This is a genomic window from Bartonella sp. AA89HNZF (genome assembly GCF_042196905.1).
GTDB lineage: Bacteria > Pseudomonadota > Alphaproteobacteria > Rhizobiales > Rhizobiaceae > Bartonella.
Window position 1 is genome coordinate 22120 of the sequence record NZ_JBHIRD010000003.1, and the last position, 17629, is coordinate 39748.

9 protein-coding genes are annotated in these 17629 nt (G+C 39.1%); 3 read left to right on the forward strand and 6 right to left on the reverse strand.

The genetic code is table 11. The features are described 5' to 3' along the window. Position 1 precedes the first annotated feature (1 nt). The 3 genes from ACFIN0_RS02225 to ACFIN0_RS02235 all read left to right on the forward strand — a co-directional run bounded on the left by ACFIN0_RS02225 (position 2) and on the right by ACFIN0_RS02235 (position 10009). Complete coding sequence (locus tag ACFIN0_RS02225; RefSeq protein ID WP_375701818.1) at positions 2-1990, forward strand: MacB family efflux pump subunit; 1989 nt, start codon at positions 2-4, stop codon at positions 1988-1990. A gap of 1707 nt (positions 1991-3697) precedes the next feature. Continuing rightward, the gene (locus ACFIN0_RS02230) at positions 3698-8650 is read left to right on the forward strand and encodes a DEAD/DEAH box helicase (protein WP_375701819.1); all 4953 of its coding nucleotides are present in this window, start codon (positions 3698-3700) and stop codon (positions 8648-8650) included. 1209 nt (positions 8651-9859) lie between these two features. Beyond that, a complete protein-coding gene (locus ACFIN0_RS02235; protein ID WP_375606595.1) occupies positions 9860-10009 on the forward strand; it encodes a hypothetical protein in 150 nt (49 codons plus the stop codon). Positions 10010-10012: 3 nt separating this feature from the next. Here the strand turns inward: ACFIN0_RS02235 and ACFIN0_RS02240 are convergent, their stop codons facing one another. The 6 genes from ACFIN0_RS02240 to ACFIN0_RS02265 form a co-directional block, all read right to left on the reverse strand. Then, positions 10013-10681 carry a YdcF family protein gene (locus ACFIN0_RS02240; RefSeq protein WP_375606594.1) on the reverse strand — a complete coding sequence of 223 codons (669 nt, stop codon included), beginning with the start codon at positions 10679-10681 and terminating at the stop codon, positions 10013-10015. Between the two features lie 3 nt (positions 10682-10684). Further along, positions 10685-11638 carry a cell division protein FtsX gene (locus ACFIN0_RS02245; protein ID WP_375606593.1) on the reverse strand — a complete coding sequence of 318 codons (954 nt, stop codon included), beginning with the start codon at positions 11636-11638 and terminating at the stop codon, positions 10685-10687. Further along, positions 11631-12290: a cell division ATP-binding protein FtsE gene (gene ftsE, locus ACFIN0_RS02250; protein ID WP_273723097.1), complete on the reverse strand. Its 660-nt coding sequence runs from the start codon at positions 12288-12290 to the stop codon at positions 11631-11633. The genes ACFIN0_RS02245 and ftsE overlap by 8 nt, the downstream gene beginning before the upstream one ends. Before the next feature lie 532 nt (positions 12291-12822). Continuing rightward, positions 12823-14766, reverse strand: a complete 1944-nt coding sequence (gene acs / locus ACFIN0_RS02255; RefSeq protein ID WP_375701820.1) for an acetate--CoA ligase — start codon at positions 14764-14766, stop codon at positions 12823-12825. A 637-nt stretch (positions 14767-15403) separates the two neighbouring features. Then, positions 15404-15697 (reverse strand): hypothetical protein, encoded by a 294-nt coding sequence (locus tag ACFIN0_RS02260; protein ID WP_375701821.1) that lies wholly within the window; start codon positions 15695-15697, stop codon positions 15404-15406. Between the two features lie 1099 nt (positions 15698-16796). After that, on the reverse strand, positions 16797-17486 hold the full coding sequence (locus ACFIN0_RS02265) for a YggS family pyridoxal phosphate-dependent enzyme (RefSeq protein WP_375701822.1): 690 nt from the start codon (positions 17484-17486) through the stop codon (positions 16797-16799). Between the last annotated feature and the right edge of the window lie 143 nt (positions 17487-17629).

Below are 17629 nucleotides of genomic sequence, written 5' to 3' on the forward strand. Positions count from 1 at the left end.
CATGAGCACAAATCAAGCAGATGCCGTCTTCGTCTTGGAAAATATTGTGCGCAAATTTCCTGCCGGCGAAGCGTTTGTTACCGTTTTGAAAAACATCAATCTTACCATTGAACGTGGTGAAATGGTGGCAATTGTAGGTGCTTCCGGTTCAGGTAAATCGACCTTGATGAATATTTTAGGCTGTCTTGACCGTCCAACTTCTGGCCGTTATTGGATCTCTGGTAAAGAAACAGCTTCCCTTTCTGCGGATGAATTGTCGGCTTTGCGACGTAATCATTTTGGTTTTATTTTTCAGCGTTACCATTTGTTGAATGAACTGACAGCTCTTGGTAATGTTGAAATTCCGGCTATTTATGCGGGATGTGCCGTGGAAGCAAGGAAACAGCGGGCACAGGATCTTTTAACGCGTTTGGGCATGGGTGATCGGATAAATCATCGTCCAAATCAGCTTTCTGGTGGTCAGCAACAACGTGTTTCTATTGCTCGGGCGCTCATGAATAATGCGGAGGTCATTCTTGCAGATGAACCAACTGGTGCATTGGACAAAAAGAGTGGGCAAGAAGTATTGCATATTTTGGATGAACTTCATCAAGAGGGGCGTACCATTATCATTGTAACCCATGATATGCAGGTAGCTGAAAGAGCAGAGCGTATTATCGAAATCAGTGATGGGGAAATTATTGCTGATAAGCGGTCAAGGGGTGGAAAAGCAAAAGTTGGTAGAAAATCTCTTCAGGAACAACAAAATCTAAAAGGCCAACAAAAACTGGGCTTTTTTCGTTCTTTTGTTGAGCGATTCCGTGAGGCGTTTGTGATGGCTCTGTTGGCAATGAATGCACATCGCATGCGGACTTTTCTAACAATGCTTGGGGTGATTATCGGTATTGGGGCGATTATTGCTATGGTAGCGTTAGGGAATGGTACACGAGAGAAAATTCTGGAAAATTTTAAAAGTTTAGGTGCTAATACATTAACCATTTTTCCTGGCAAAAGTTTTTCTGATCCACAAGCAGAAAAAATAACCAGTTTGGTTGAAGCTGATGCAGAAGCTTTATCTGGATTACCTTATGTTTCTGGTGTAACACCACAGATTTCAGCAAGCTCGAAAGTACGTTTTGGTGCAGTTGAAGTCAATGCTGTCATTGCGGGGGTGGGAGAACAATTTTTTCAGACACAGGGGCTCAAAGTTTTCAAAGGACAGTTTTTTGATCACAAGAGTGTCCATGATCGGGCGGTTGATCTCGTGATTGAGAAAGAAGCGTTGTCTGTTCTTTTCCCCCATAGCCATGAAAGCCCCCTTGGAAAGGTGGTGCATGTGGGTAATGTTCCAGCGCGTATTATTGGTGTTGTTGATTCGCAAAATAATGCAAGTGGAGATACATCAAATACCTTACAGCTTTATTTACCCTATACAACAGTGCAGACGCGTTTTCTTGGTACAACAGAAGTTCGTGCAATTACCGTTAGGATTGCTGATGATATTGATTCACATTTAGCGGAGACTATGATAAAACGTTTTCTCATTATGCGGCATGGCGGGGAGGATTTTTTCATTAGAAATTCTGAATTTTTCCGTGAACGTATCATGGAGAGTACAAATATTTTAACACTTTTAATTTCTTCAATTGCAGCTATTTCCCTGGTTGTGGGGGGTATAGGGGTGATGAATATTATGTTAGTCACTGTTTCTGAGCGGATCAATGAAATCGGCGTGCGTATGGCAGTTGGTGCACGACAAAGTGATATTTTACAGCAATTTCTCATTGAGGCGATTTTGGTTTGTGTGATTGGTGGTGGTTTGGGAATCTTGCTTGGACTTTCTATCGGTGGCTTGTTTCTTCTGTTTAAGGCACCTATCCATTTGGTTTATACTATTGAATCGATCATTATGTCTCTTACTTTTTCAACCCTCATAGGAATATGTTTTGGCTTTTCTCCAGCGCGGCAAGCTTCACGGCTTGACCCTGTTGTCGCTCTTTCACGCGATTAAGCTTTATTAATTTGGGCATGTTTGTGGAGATGCTTTACACTTAGATGAAGCGTTTATGAAGCAAAAAATGAATGGGAAAAGTTTAGTATTATTTGCTGCTCTATTTTAGAAAACGCTTTGTTCATTAAGTGGAGCGTGTCACTAGAGGTAAGCGTTTTATAGCGCACCACATCATGTGAGATATGGTAGGCATATAAGCCTTCTTGAGGCATTAAATGTTTTGAGAATGCATGATGAATATTTTAAATCTTTCTTGTCGAGTCTTATGGAAGTAAATCCTATTAAGGAGAAGTTAAATGGAACCCGTTAAAACGAGATTGCTTGCAGACTGAATTTTGTTAAAAACCCTCCTCTTCTGAAATGTGAAGAGGAGGACAAATGAAATATATGGTGCGACGATTCTTAAGATTTAATTTAAAAAGAGGCGGGGGAAATGAATAGTATATCTGCTAACAAACAAAAGAACAAAAAAGAAGGTTGATGCCAAAAACAGCTTAAACCTCCGTTCTTCCAAAAAAATGAACTGGTATCGAGATAGCTGAGCAGTTTAAGAGGTTTCGTTTAGTATTTTTAAGATTTTCGGAAAAGAGGTTATAAGGATTTCTCACTTTTAGTTTTGCAGAGGGTGGTGCAAATTATAGGTGTTTAGGTTTATGCAAATAAATTATGATCGTGCTTAAGTTTTAAAATGTGATCTAAGATACAGCCATTTTCTGTTCCTTTATACGAGTAGCTTAGCTTCTTTAGAATATTTTGTTTAAGGCATCGCTTTTTTCTGCCATATCTCATGATTTTGGAGCTGAAGGATAAACAAGCCATTTGAGTTTCTAGGGTAAGGATGCCGTCAGATACTCGGTAGGGGGCGTGATCTTAAGAACTAATACCGTGAGATGCGGGTTTGATTTCATGAGTGTGGTGAGGACGACAAAAAGTTTGAGAGGCGGATGGCTTCTTATGTTGAATGATGTATGAATGAAAAGGGCTTTCATTTATTGAAAAAGAATAAGCTCATATTCAGCAGGTGTGAGATGAAGTAAGAGAACACCGTAATACCAAGCTGCAGTTATGTTGCTAAAGAACATAATGGCGCTAGTGATGAGCAATGGTATGTCTAGTTGGTATGGTATTCTTCCTCCTGCTACAAGTCCGATACATATAAAAAAGAATTCTAAAACCACCCGCTATAAAGTATAAGAAGCGAATAATTAGTCTACGAAAGAACAAAAGACAAAGAAATATTTCAAAAATCAATATTTTGAATATCACGACTAATATTTTGCGTATTATAGTGGAATTATATGCATGATCGTTCGTAAAATGCGCTGTTTTGTGTGTGGAGTTTCTTCCTTGGTGTCTTGTGTGTTCGCAGGTGTCCTATCCATTTCCTCCTCTCATTCTTAAGCTAAATCCTAAAATTATTGCGCACTTTATTGTGTATTCTTAACAAAAGGCAAAAAATATTTTCAAAATCATCACGCCTTACCGTTTATTTCCATAGGGATATAGACATCAGTAAATGCATCATATGATTTGGGGGATACTCAAAAGGATCAAAAGATTTTCTCTTGTTGGTTTAATTAAACATAGAAGAAATGTTTTAAAATCAAGCAATTTTAAGCTTTTTTTAAGTTTTTTGGGTAGAACAAGAGGCATTGACGAATTGGTTTAGATTCGATAGTTGAAGGTATTTTTCATTGGGGGGGAAGCATGACGCTGCAATCGCTTTTACAGACCTATCGTGATCAAGCGCGTACCGAACGAGATAAAGGAACGTATTTTGAGCGTTTTGCTCTTGCTTATCTGACACATGATCCTCTTCAGTTTGGGTGTTATGAAAAAGTTCAAACCTTTAAAGATTGGGCGCATGAAAATGGTTGGGATGGTCGGGATACTGGTATTGATCTTGTGGCAAAGATGCGTGATGAAGAGGGGTTTGCAGCAATCCAATGTAAATTTTATGATGCAGCATATCGAATTAGAAAAGCAGATATTGATAGTTTTATTTCGGCATCAGGAAAAGCTCCGTTCAAGCGGCGTGTTATTATAGATAGTACTGAACGTGCTTGGAGTGATAACGCTGAAATAATGATACGGGGGCAGGATATTCCTGTTATACGGATTAATCTTTCCGATATACAACAAAGTCCGATCCGTTGGGAAACTTTTGCAGCCCAGGGCAAAGTTGTTTTGGAGGATAAAAAGAAGCTGCGTCCACATCAGCTGGAGGCATTGCGTGATGTGCGTGCTGGGCTTGCTCAAGCAGATCGGGGTAAGCTCATTATGGCTTGTGGGACTGGTAAGACATTTACCAGTCTTAAAATTGCTGAGGATTTGGCAGGTGAAGGCAAGTTTGTTTTGTTTCTTGTTCCTTCTTTGGCGCTGATGTCACAGACGGTGCGTGAATGGACAACGGATGCAGGAATTGGATTGAGATCCTTTGCTGTCTGTTCTGATACACAAGTGGGAAAGCGTCGTAAAAATAGTGATGATGTTGCTGAAATTGATGTGTTTGATCTTGCTTTTCCGGCGACAACTAATGCGGCTAAACTTGCAGATCAGGTGGGGAAGAGTGTTGCAGATAAGATGACCGTTGTGTTTGCAACCTATCAATCTATTCAGGTGATTGCTGATGCTCAGAAAAACTATGGTTTGCCAACATTTGATCTTATCATTTGTGATGAAGCGCACCGTACAACAGGGGCAACGCTGGTGGGAGAGGATGAATCCAATTTTGTTAAGGTGCATTCCAATGATGTTATTCGCGCCAAGAAGCGCCTTTATATGACAGCGACACCACGTATTTTTGGTGATAACGCAAAAAGTCGCGCGAATGAAGTTAATGCTGCTCTTGCTTCGATGGATGATGAAAAGCTTTTTGGTAAAACACTTTTTTATCGGGGTTTTTCATGGGCAGTACAAAATGATCTTTTAACAGATTATAAGGTTATTGTCTTAGCAATGGACGAAAAATTGGTCAGTTCCGCTGTTCAGAAGCGCCTTAGTGATAGCGATTCTGAGCTTATTCTTGATGATGCAACGAAGATTATTGGCTGTTATAAGGCTTTGACAAAACAAAATATGAAGGCTGATGTTGGTACGGATTCATATCCTATGCATCGTGCTTTAGCGTTTTGTAAAACTATTCAAAGTTCTAAACTCGTTCGTGATGAGTTTTCTGCGGTTGTTAGAGAATATCTTGATTATACGAAAGAGGATACAGAAAATGAACATTTTCTGAAGTGTGAAATTGAGCATGTTGATGGCACTTTCAATGCAAAGGATCGTGGTGCATTACTTGATTGGCTGAAAGCTGATAGTGGGGATGATATTTGTCGTATTTTAACCAATGCTCGGTGTTTGTCTGAGGGGGTGGATGTTCCCGCTCTTGATGCGATCATGTTTTTAAATCCACGCAAAAGCCAGATTGATGTTGTGCAAGCGGTTGGGCGGGTGATGCGTCGCTCTGAGGGTAAAAAGATGGGATATGTCATTTTGCCAATTGGTATTCCTCTTGATACTCCAGCGGAACAGGCTTTGAACAACAATGATAAATATCGGGTTATCTGGCAAATTTTAAATGCTTTGCGTGCGCATGATGATCGTTTTGATGCGACGATTAATAAGGCATCCCTCGGGCAAGATATCAGCAATGTGATTGAGATTATTGGTGTCACGCAGAGCACTGAGTTACAGGCTGTTACGGCTGTTGTAGATAATCTTCCACTACGCACACAACCAGCACGAGCGGGAATTGGAGCACCGGAATATGATTTAACTCGTACAGAGAAAGTAGAAGGGCAGCTTTCTTTCTGCGTAGATGAACTTTCTCGTGCGATTTTGGCAAAGATCGTTAAGAAATGTGGGACACGTGATTATTGGGAAGATTGGGCGCGCAATATTGCTGAGATTGCTAAGAATCATATCATGCGCTTAACAGGTATTCTGGCAGAGCCAGATACTGAGGCACGTCAAGCCTTTGACAGGTTTGTGGCAGAACTGCGTGATGATTTAAATGATGCGATTACAGAGGCTGATGCGATTGAGATGTTGGCACAGCATATTATCACGCGTCCTGTCTTTCAGGTATTGTTTGAAGGCTATCAGTTCACACGGGAGAACCCTGTCTCGCGTGCTATGCAGCGTATGCTTGATGTACTTGATGAGGCAAATCTTGATAAGGAATCCAAAGATCTCGAGAAATTTTATGCAAGTGTAAAATTACGAGCCAGTGGCATTACGGATCCAAAAGCAAAACAGAAGTTGATTGTAGAGCTTTATGATAAGTTTTTTCGTTATGCTTTTCCACGCACTGTAGAAAAACTAGGCATTGTTTATACCCCCGTCGAGGTTGTGGATTTTATTTTGCACTCTGTCAATGATGTCTTAGAGCAAGAATTTGGGCAAACGCTTGGCTCATCTGGTGTGCACATCATGGATCCCTTTACAGGAACGGGGACTTTTATTACGCGGCTTTTACAATCGGGTTTGATAAAGCCAGAAGAAGTGAAGCACAAATTTTCTCGTGAAATTCATGCCAATGAAATTATGCTTTTAGCCTATTATATTGCAGCCATTAATATTGAGATGACCTATCATGGTCTGATGGGGGGCGATTATGTTCCGTTCGAGGGAATTTGTTTAACCGATACATTTCAGCTTTATGAGCAAGAAAAAGACCTGATCAGTGATTTGCTGGTGGATAACAGCACTCGTCGTTCACGCCAAAAGGAATTGGATATTCGTGTTATTGTTGGTAATCCCCCTTATTCTTCCGGGCAAAAAAGTGAAAACGACAATGCACAAAATATTGCCTATCCTAAATTGGATTGTCGCATTCGTGAAACCTATGCCGCTCAATCTAAAGCAAGCAATGTTAATGGACTTTATGACAGTTATATTCGTGCCATTCGCTGGGCAAGTGATCGCATCAAAGACTGTGGTGTTATTGGCTTTGTAACAAATGCAGGTTTTATCAATGGATGTTCTATGAGTGGTTTACGAAAAGAGTTGTGTGAGGAATTTTCCAGCATTTATATTTTCAATTTACGGGGAGATATTCGCAAAAATATGATGAGCAGAGGAGCTGCTCAAGAAGGACAAAATGTTTTCGGCAGTGGAAGCATGACAGGAATCGCTGTGACACTATTTGTTAAAAATCCAAATGTTATGGAACATTGTAAAATTCACTATTACGATATTGGTGATAATCTCACGACAAAAGAGAAACTATGTGCACTTCAGCGGTTGGGTAGTGTTGGCGGCATTAAGCGTGAACATGGCTGGCAGATAATTACACCAGATGAGCATGGTGATTGGCTGGATCAGCGCAACAATGATTTTGAAAAATTTCTAGCCTTAGGTGATAAGAAGGGCAGTGATAAAAGGCTTTTTGAAAATTTTTCTCGTGGTATACAAACTGGTCGTGATGCTTGGACATATAATTTCAGTTGTGAAGCTCTAGCCAATAATATGAATAATATGATTACTTTTTATAACAGTGAAGTAGAGCGTTTTAATAATGCCTACACTCACGCTGATCGCAAGACGCGTGCGAATGCTGTGAACGGTTTTGTTAACACGGATGCCAAAAAGATTAGTTGGAGCCGTGCACTTAAACAACAATTAGCTAAAGGAAAGGTTTTTGAACTTAAAGAGACGTGCCTTATTCAGAGTTCATACCGTCCTTTTGCACGACAGTGGCTCTATTATAATCGTGCTTTTAATGAAATGATTTACCAAATGCCGCGTATCTTTCCTTTAGAAAAAACATTTGAAAACAAGGTGATGCAAATTACAGGGATAGGAGTAAGTGATTTTTCTATCCTAATGACTAAAGACATACCTGATCTTAATGTAATGACTGCTAGTCAATGTTTTCCAAGGTATGTTTATGAAGATATTGTATCCTTGAGAAAGGAAGAAGATCAGGTTCATTTGTTTGCAAATTTTGCAGAGGAAAGCAAAGAAATTGGTTTGCAGCGGCGTGATGCACTCACGGATGAAGGATTGGCTTATTTTAAGGCAGCTTATTCTGGCGAAATGATAACAAAGGATGATTTGTTTTATTATGTTTATGGGATTTTGCATTCTGAAGATTATCGTGCGCGTTATGCGCATAATTTATCTAAACAATTGCCGCGTATTCCAACAGTTAAAAAGGTAGAGGATTTTTGGGCTTTTGTTACAGCGGGGCGAAAGCTTGGTGATTTGCATATGAATTATGAAGAGGTTGAACCCTATCCCGTTACCTATAAACAGGGTGATCCAAGAACTTGGGTGATTTCTGATGAGAAGAGTTTTTATCGTGTTGAAGCAATGAAATTTGCTGGTAAGCGTGGTGCTATTGACAAAAGCACCGTGGTTTATAATACGCATATCACGATGCAGAATATTCCTCTTGAGGCTTATGAGTATGTGGTGAGTGGCAGGAGTGCTCTTGAATGGGTTATGGAGCGGCAGGTTGTCAAAACGGATAAAGCGAGCGGACTTGTTAATGATGCCAATCGCTATGCTGTTGAAACGGTGGGTAATCCAGCTTATCCATTGGAATTGTTTCAGCGGGTTATTACTGTAAGCTTGGAAACAATGAAAATTGTTCGTAGTCTGCCAAAATTGGAAGTGCGAGAAACTGAAAAAGTTAAGTTATCCATTGTGCGGTAAAAAAGTGTTGAGTCGTAACAAACTGGCACTATCACACACCTTGCCAGCTCGTGGGTATTGTGACAGCCCTTGGCACTTGAGACAAGTCCATAAGAGGCATGTCTTTCTTTTACAGTTTTACGCTGCGCAGGCTCTCTTCCTTTGTGATGTTCAAGTCCTGTGTGATGTGCAAGAAAATGGTTTTGATTGATTCAATAGAGAGCAGATTTGAAATGAGAGAATCTGATGATATTGAGAGCTCTCATTCAAGTTGTAGCGTAATAAATTTTCATTATAAATCAATATGTTATATGTGATAAAGCACCTTAGGCAGTGAGGTCGCTAAAATTATGACGCATGAGCTTTAGCGGCAGTGATGAATATTCTCAGGCAGGGTTTTCTTATCGAGCTTTATGTGAGTAAACCATATAAATGGGGACGCTGAGTGGAACCTGTCCAGAGAAAGTGGATTGTTTACAAATCGTTGCTAATAAGAATCGTCGCCTTTTGAGATGTTGAGAGGAAATGACAATTCTCATGAAATCTGTCTTTTGAGGTGTTCTGATATTGAAGTGAGCAGGTGGAACGCGTTAGACAAGAAGCTGAGTTATTATTGTTTACAGATCAATAGAGTTTAAAAGTTTTCGTTCTTTTTGGGAGAGGAAACCAGACAAAAGGTGATCTTAGAGAGCGAAATGATTTATGCAAAATATATTGCTATAAAAAGTGTGGGATGTTCGTGGCAGTGTTCGTTTTGAACTTATTCCTATCTGTGATCTAAAATGCTTTTATGAAGACGCTTTGTAGAATGAAGAGATTGTTTTTAATATATTGATTTATAATGACTGTTTAACGTTCTCTCTCTTGAACAAGAATTCTAAGGATCATAAATTTTCTTACTTTTAGGCTTTTAAAATGACTGCCTTGCATGTCATATGAGGTTGGTATGTTCGTGTTTAAGAAAGGCGTAATGTATGCCTCTTACCAATCATCCCAAGAGGTTTAAGAGCAATCGTAATACTTGAGAGGCGGCAAAATATAGGGTGGGGCGGTTTGCATTTTTTATGAAGGGTAAGACAGTGGTATAAATAGATTTTTGTGACAAGTCTGTAGATCCTATGGCTGTCTAGGGGCTCTATTTACAAGAGCTGTCTTCTATATTGGGGATGGCATTAGATAGATCACGTGTTGTGAGATCAAGTTTGGGATGTAAGAGATGTTTTTTGGTGAATGTGCAAGACAGTGACACGTGTATCGGGGCGTTGTGCTTTGTATGGGGAGAAGTTCTGGCGTGCTTTTATGGCGGTAATTCGTGTGGAAAGGTATGGAGAGAAGGGTAAAGCAGTCAGAGGGTGGCAAGGTTTAAAGTCACAAGAATAAAGGTCAGAAGGCGGTTCTGATATAGACTTGCAGTGTTTTAATATATTGGAATATGAGAATGCGGGCTTGCCTGATCTGTTGTATTGTGCTTTCAGCTTTGCTCTTCTTCACAGGATAAGCAATGAAATGGATATCAGGCATGAGATATTTAAGTTCACGCATCGAGCGCCACACATGGTAATCATGGGTGACGATATAAAGGGTTTTATAGTGATGCTTTTTGATCCAAGCGGCGCTTTCTTCGGCGTTTCCTCTGGTGTTAATCGCTTGATGCCCAATGTCAATACAACAGGAGATAAGCCGTGGGGTAATATGCATGTTATGCATGAAACTCTTCAGGTTGGTTGTGGTGTTTACACCACTGATGAGGAGTCGTGAACCAAGCCCCTTTTGTAAGAGATGAAGTCCTGTCTCTATTCGGTTTTCTCCGCCTGTAAGCACGATAATGGCATCCGCTTTGGGGAGAGGCGTTGGGGGGACAAGTCGTTCGGTTTTTTCAGAAAAAATAATAAAACCGCCCCAGAAAATGAAAACAGTGATTGCAAGAGTAAGGGTTGTTGGTGGAAAATAGCGAAATAAAAGCCATGGAGACCAACTATTATAGTGGGGCCGTTTTGGAAGAGGACGTTCTAAATTGTTTTGCGTCAATGAGTTGAAAGTGTTGTGAGTCATAAATTAAAATAAACCGTTTTCACATTGATCGATTTTTTTCAGTTGCGCTAAAATAGTCATGCGATTTGTAAGGGTGGTGAGAAAAGAAACGAAAATAATAAGCAGAGTGATTTTGCCATAAGGAACGGAACTTATGGAAATATGTCCTAATAAAGCCGTTATTTGGCTGGCTTCTGCTCTTCCCAAGTTATAATTTGTCCAGAGACAAAAGGCTGAAAACAGAAAGATGCTTGTGAAACCACCATATAAAGCACCGCGCAGTGCCGTTTTAAAAAAATGCCAATCAAATTGACGCGCAATGAAAAGGGTTTCAGTGCCAAGAAAATATAGCACATTAATAATATGGGTATTTTCTGCCAATGCATTGCGGGTGGCAAAAATGATGGTGAGGATTAGAGAGCCTAGAACCAATGCTAAAATTGAAAAACCGATAAAAACCGTGGTGTATGCCATGGTCGCAAAACGATGGACCCAAACACGGTGATCATCAAATTGACCGCCTGGAATTTGAGTTTTAATGGCATGATTGATGGCAGCAAAATTGATTTTTTCATCTCTTTTCAGAGTCACAATGATGAGGCGGGGAAGGGGAAGTTCATTGATATTGAAGCCTGTTCCAAGCCATGGCTCTAGTAATTTTTCTGTAGCTTTTTGGTCAACAATTTTTGCATCTTGTACACCAGAAAATGTTTTAACCAATTGTACGGCATCACGGAGTGCTTTGTTGATATCAACATTGTCAACGGGGCGTATTTGTATTGTTGCTTCATAGCTAATCTGATTACTCCAATTTTGGGCGGCATGTTGGACTAAATCAACACCGATTAAGGTGAGACTTGAGAGAAATGTCATAATTGCAATCACTGCAACCAGCGCTTTTCCAGAAATATTGCTACTGGGAATAATCGCTGTTGTGTTTTTTTTATTACTTGTAAAAATGGGGAAAGACTTATTCATGAATCGTCATCCGTCCATTATGGAGAAGCATACGCCGTGCTGCAACTTGTTCCATTAAGGCAATATCATGGGTGGCAATGATAACAGCTGTTCCAAAACGATTTAATTCAATAAACAAACGGAGTAGGCGTTTTGCCAAGGGAGGATCGACATTTCCTGTTGGTTCATCCGCAAGGAGGATTTCAGGCTGGTCAATGAGCGCGCGTGCAATAGCTACCCTTTGTTTTTCTCCGCCGGAAAGAACCGGTGGTAAAACATGAATGTGATCTCCCAGACCTACCCAACAGAGAAGATCTTCCACTTCACTGCGATAGGTTGCTTCTTCTTGTCCTTTTATGCGTAAAGGCAAGGAAACATTTTCATAAGTGGTCATGTGATCAAGGAGACGAAAATCTTGAAAAACTACACCGATACGTTGTCGTAGCGCAGGGAGCTCTTGTCGTTTGAGCAATGCTGTGTCTGTTCCAAAGAGATCAATATGACCGCGGGTGGGTTTGAGTGCCAAAAACATAAGACGCATCAGCGACGTTTTCCCTGCTCCAGAGGCACCTGTGAGAAATTGAAATGATCCAGGAGGAATATGAAAGCTAATATCACGAAGGACCTCAGGGCCCATTCCATAGCGTAGGCCGACATTTTCAAAATGAATCACTTTTTATTATTACTCCTGATTTTATATTGCATCATTTATTCTAAGAACTCTTACTTTCATTGCTTTAGATTTTTGTTGTAAGCTTACTTATTTTAGATTTCATGGTTTTCAATATTTTTTATACACCCTCGTTATAGATAAATATTTTTGCTCAAGAATATTATCACTTATACTTTCTTTTTTTAGCTTTGTTTATGATTTTAGCAGGAATTTCAAAGTGATTCTAGCATAAACATCAGAACTATTTTTCCTTCTTACTCAGAGGTTTTTTTGCACTGAGTGGACATTGGGTGATTTTAAAAAGCTATATTGCTCTTTTTATCTTACTTTCTTATTCTTGTTCGTATCCCAATCCTGAGGTTTTGGCTTAAATTATTTCTTACCTCTCATGAAGAAAAGCGTTTGTTGTTAGAATGATTGAGCTTTTCATGAATTGTTTTGTTTTTTATTATCCTCGGTGGTTTTCGTAATAATGCTGAGATAATTTTAGCAAAAAACAAAAACCACCGTATGTTGTATTTCGTCGTGTTTTTTAGTTTTGTCGGTTGGCAATCAGATCTTCAACAACTTGTGGTTCGGCAAGGGTTGAAATATCTCCGAGAGTATCAAAATCGTTTTCAGCGATTTTTCGTAAAATACGTCTCATAATTTTCCCTGATCGTGTTTTGGGAAGCTGCGGAGCAAACTGAATTTTATCCAATATGGCAATAGAACCTATTTCTTGTCTCACATGCTTGATAAGGTCTTTTTGCAATTCTTCACTTGGCACTGTTCCTTCCATGAGGGTCACAAAACTATAAACTCCTTGTCCTTTAATGGGATGCGGGTAACCCACAATAGCTGCTTCTGATACAGCGGGATGAGAAACAAGGGCTGATTCAATTTCAGCGGTTCCTAACCTGTGCCCCGAGACATTGAGTATGTCATCAACCCGTCCTGTGATCCAATAATAGCCGTCACTATCGCGCTTACAGCTATCGCCTGAAAAATATTTTCCTTTATAGGAGGAAAAATAAGTTTGAATAAAGCGTTCATGATTCTTATAAAGTGTGCGCATTTGTCCTGGCCATGAATCACTGATACAAAGATTGCCTTCTGCTTCACCTTCTAAAACATTGCCTTGGGCATCAACAATTTGGGGTTGAACACCAAAAAAAGGACGTGTGGCCGATCCTGCTTTGAGGGGTGTTGCACCGGGCAAGGGTGTGATCATATGTCCTCCTGTTTCCGTTTGCCACCATGTATCGAGAATCGGACAACGGTCATTTCCAACTGTATGATAAAACCATTCCCATGCTTCTGGGTTAATAGGTTCGCCTACCGTTCCTAAAAGACGTAACGACGTCCTGTTTGAGTGTTCAACAAACGAATTTCCTGCTCCCATTAAGGCGCGGATAGCTGTTGGTGCGGTGTAGAGTGTATTGACTTGATGCTTGTCGACAATTTCCCAGAATCTGCCTTTGTCAGGAAAGGTTGGTGTGCCTTCAAACATTAAAGTGGTCGCACCATTACATAAAGGTCCATAAACCAAGTAAGAATGGCCGGTTATCCAACCAATATCAGCTGTGCACCAGTAAACTTCATCGGGGTGGTAATCAAAAACATATTGGTGAGTCATCGAGGCAAAAATAAGATAGCCTGCTGTGGTATGCAAAACACCTTTGGGTTTGCCGGTTGAGCCTGAAGTATAAAGAATAAAAAGTGGATCTTCAGCATTCATGGGTTCTGCTGGACAGTCTCTTTGGGTATGAGCTATCTCTTCGTGGTACCAAAAATCACGCCCCTCTACCCATTGAATGGGGCCACAAGTTCGCCGTATAACCATGACTTGGTCCACATGCACATTTTGGCGCGCGGCTATCTCAATGGCATGGTCAACGTTGTCTTTTAAGTTAATCCGTTTGCCGCCACGCAAGCCGTGATCAGCGGTAATCATAAAGGTTGATTCACAGTCAACAAGGCGTCCTGCTATTGCTTCAGGAGAAAAGCCTGCAAAAATAACCGAATGAATGGCTCCAATGCGGGCGCAGGCAAGCATGGCATAGGCTGCTTCGGGAATCATAGGAAGATAAATGGTTACTTTATCGCCTTTCTTAATGCCACGACTTTTCAAAAGATTAGCAAAACGACAAACGTGTTCATAAAGTTCGTTATAGGTTATTTTTTTATCATGATAAGGATTATCCCCTTCCCAAATGAGCGCGATTTTGTCTCCATGGGTTTTCAGGTGGCGATCAATGCAATTATAAGCTACATTTGTTACCCCATCTTCATACCATTGAATCGATACATCTCCGTTAAAAGAAGTGTTTTTTACTTTTGTAAAAGCTTTAAACCATTCAATGCGTTGACCATGTTTTGCCCAGAAGCTTTCTGGATCATCGATGCTTTCTCGATACCATTGTTGATAAGTTTCCTCATCGAGTAAAGTATTTTTTTTGATCTCTTCTGATATTGGATAAATTTTTTCGGTCATGTTTCCCTCATTTTATTGTTTAGAAAAATCTGCCTCTGTATTTTTGTATGGTTATATTTTGGCAGAGTTTTCCCAAAAGCTTTTCATTATGAGGTTAGACTAAATGACAAAGATTAGAATAGTCAATTTTTAAATCTGATACGTTTTTCTTAAAAAGGTATTTTATGCTTTTAGGATATTCAAATATGGCAAAGGCTATTGCGGTATAGAGCTTTTTATAAAAGCATAAAGATATTAAAAACATATCCCTATAAAGGAGAGGGAATGAGAATGCTTTTTAAAAGAATAAATTTACTAAATATTAATATAAACCAAAATATCTACATAAACTATAAAAAATAATGAACATAATTACTGTATATAATGTTGTTTTTATAGCTACTTTCCAACTGTAACCACCAATTTTTTAAAACCAATAGCATATATAGGGATGAATACAAAGAGAATGAAAAACAGCCTTATGATTTCGTAACGAATATTCATTATAAAAAAACCTGATTATAAGAGGTGATCCACAATAGATATCCCTGAAAAATATTTTATCCAAAGATGTAGATATTTAACTTTGGTATATTCTTTCAAATATATTTACAAAACTACTAATTTCAGAGATATCTTTGTTGCTATTCTCTATAAATTAGAACCGACAATTCCAAGCTGATTGTCCAAATCCGTAAAGAGCACCTCCAATGAGTCCCCCTCCAAAACCTACAACTCCACCTGTAAGAGCACCTTGTAGTCTTCCAAACAGATACCCTCCTGCTGCACCTGTTAGTTCTCCCTCAGTTGCTAGTTGAGTGGAGTGTGAGAACATGTCATTAGCAAAACCACTAACGCTACATGCATTTCCATGAGTAGGTCTTGAATTGTGCGAATGACCAAAAGAAGGCTTTGTCACCATATGACCGAATGTATTGAATGAACCAAACATATTAATTCTTCTTAATTATCTACATTAAAAGTAGTATCAAAATGATACATTTCAAATGGCTATCGCGTATTTTTAGAGAAATGTCAAAGATAAATTTTAAAAATGTAAATAAAAATACTGTATAAATAATAACTATAATATGTATACATGAAATATTCTTCTTAAGAAGATAATAATATTATTTACAATATTTTAAAATATAAGAAATATTCCCTGTTTTTCCTTAATTAAAGTTTAAAATCAGAAAAATTGCGCATATGAAAAGTTGAAGTTTTTCTATTTGTTTACGAGAAATATAAAGAGATATCGTTATTGAAATCTGCTTTGTTGCTATTGTTTTTCTTGCATGTATTATGCGCACATGCGTGGGATTCGTTCTTTTATTTTTCAGGCGGATATTGACCGTATTTTACGCTTTGTAGAGCATAGAAAGTCTCTATGCTATCGTTGACTTTATAGATTGCTATCATGTTGTTTAGCGCGGTTCTTGGTGCTCTATTGGGTATTTGAGATGTTTATTTTGCTCAAGTGGCTTACATGAAAGAGTTTTGTTACTGTATTATGCAGCCATAAGCTTTTTTTATCTACTTTACACCATTGGCATATGGGGAAATTGTGTGCGCGTGTTGGGGAAGTTAAGAGAATTCGTGGTTTTTAATGGAGATCATTGCGATGATCTTATTAAATATTCTTTTGTAATTATTTATTTCGCGACAGTTTTTTCATTCATGCGCAACACCTCTCTTATCATTTTGCCTTTATATAAGGATTTATTTTTTACGTTGCTTTTGCTGGAGAGGCGGTCAGAGGGGAGTAAAGTAGAGCTAATGTGCGAGAATATAAGAGCCAAATTGTAACGCTATCTTGAAGCTATTGTATGTGTTGTGGATGTGCCGGTAAGAAATTTGAGAAGACCAGCTTTTTTGCTTATTTTGCTAACAGGATGAAAGAGGGACTGGAATCTTTTTTGCTAGAATTGCTCTTTTATTGATATTGAAGGAAATATTTTTTTTCATTTCTGCTGTTTTGGGCTTGTTCGTAGAATTTTCAATGGGAATTTATATGAAGGGGGAATGAATTTATATGAGAGGAAATTGCTTTACACAGGGCGTTTTCCAAATAAAGCAGAGCCAATGCGAAGGACGTTAGAGTCAAACTGTAGAGCGGTTTTGAAGTCACTGGACATACCCATGGAAAGCTTTGGAAGACCTGCTTGTTTTGCTAATTTTGCTAAGAGCGCGAAATAGGGGCCGGGGTTTTCATCGACAGGGGGAATGCCCATAAGTCCGATGATATCAAGTCCATAGTTGTTTTTGCATTGGTTGACAAAAGATATAGCTTCTTGTGGTGTGATACCACTTTTTTGCGATTCTAAGCCAATGTTAACCTGAACATAGCAGGGAAGATGCCTTTTTTGCTTTTGCATTTCCTCCATCAAAACTTTGGCTATTTTTGCACGATCAACCGTTTGAATGACATCAAAAATCTTTACAGCTTCAGCAGCTTTATTGGACTGTAGGGGGCCGATGAGATGAAGTTTAATATTTTCAAATTGTTGACGTAAAGCAGGCCATTTTTGTGCTGCTTCTTGTACACGGTTTTCTGCAAACAAAGATTGTCCTGCTTGCAAAAGGGGTCGTATATCAATAGCAGAAACAGTTTTTGAAACAGCGATAAGTTCAATTTCTTCTACAGGGCGTTGTAACTCTTGACATGTTTCAGCAATATCTTTTTGAAGGTTTTGCCATGCTTCAATGGAAGGGGCATCGAGGGGCGTTTGTGTATTCATGTTTTTGTGCTTTACCTTTTTTGTTCAAGAGTTGGTCGTTTTTTTTAAAGTTTTATAAAATACTTAGGGAAATATTTCACGAAAATGTTGACGATGAGGTTAATCCATGATCAAGCATAATAAAACAAGTTTTTGGTTCTGTT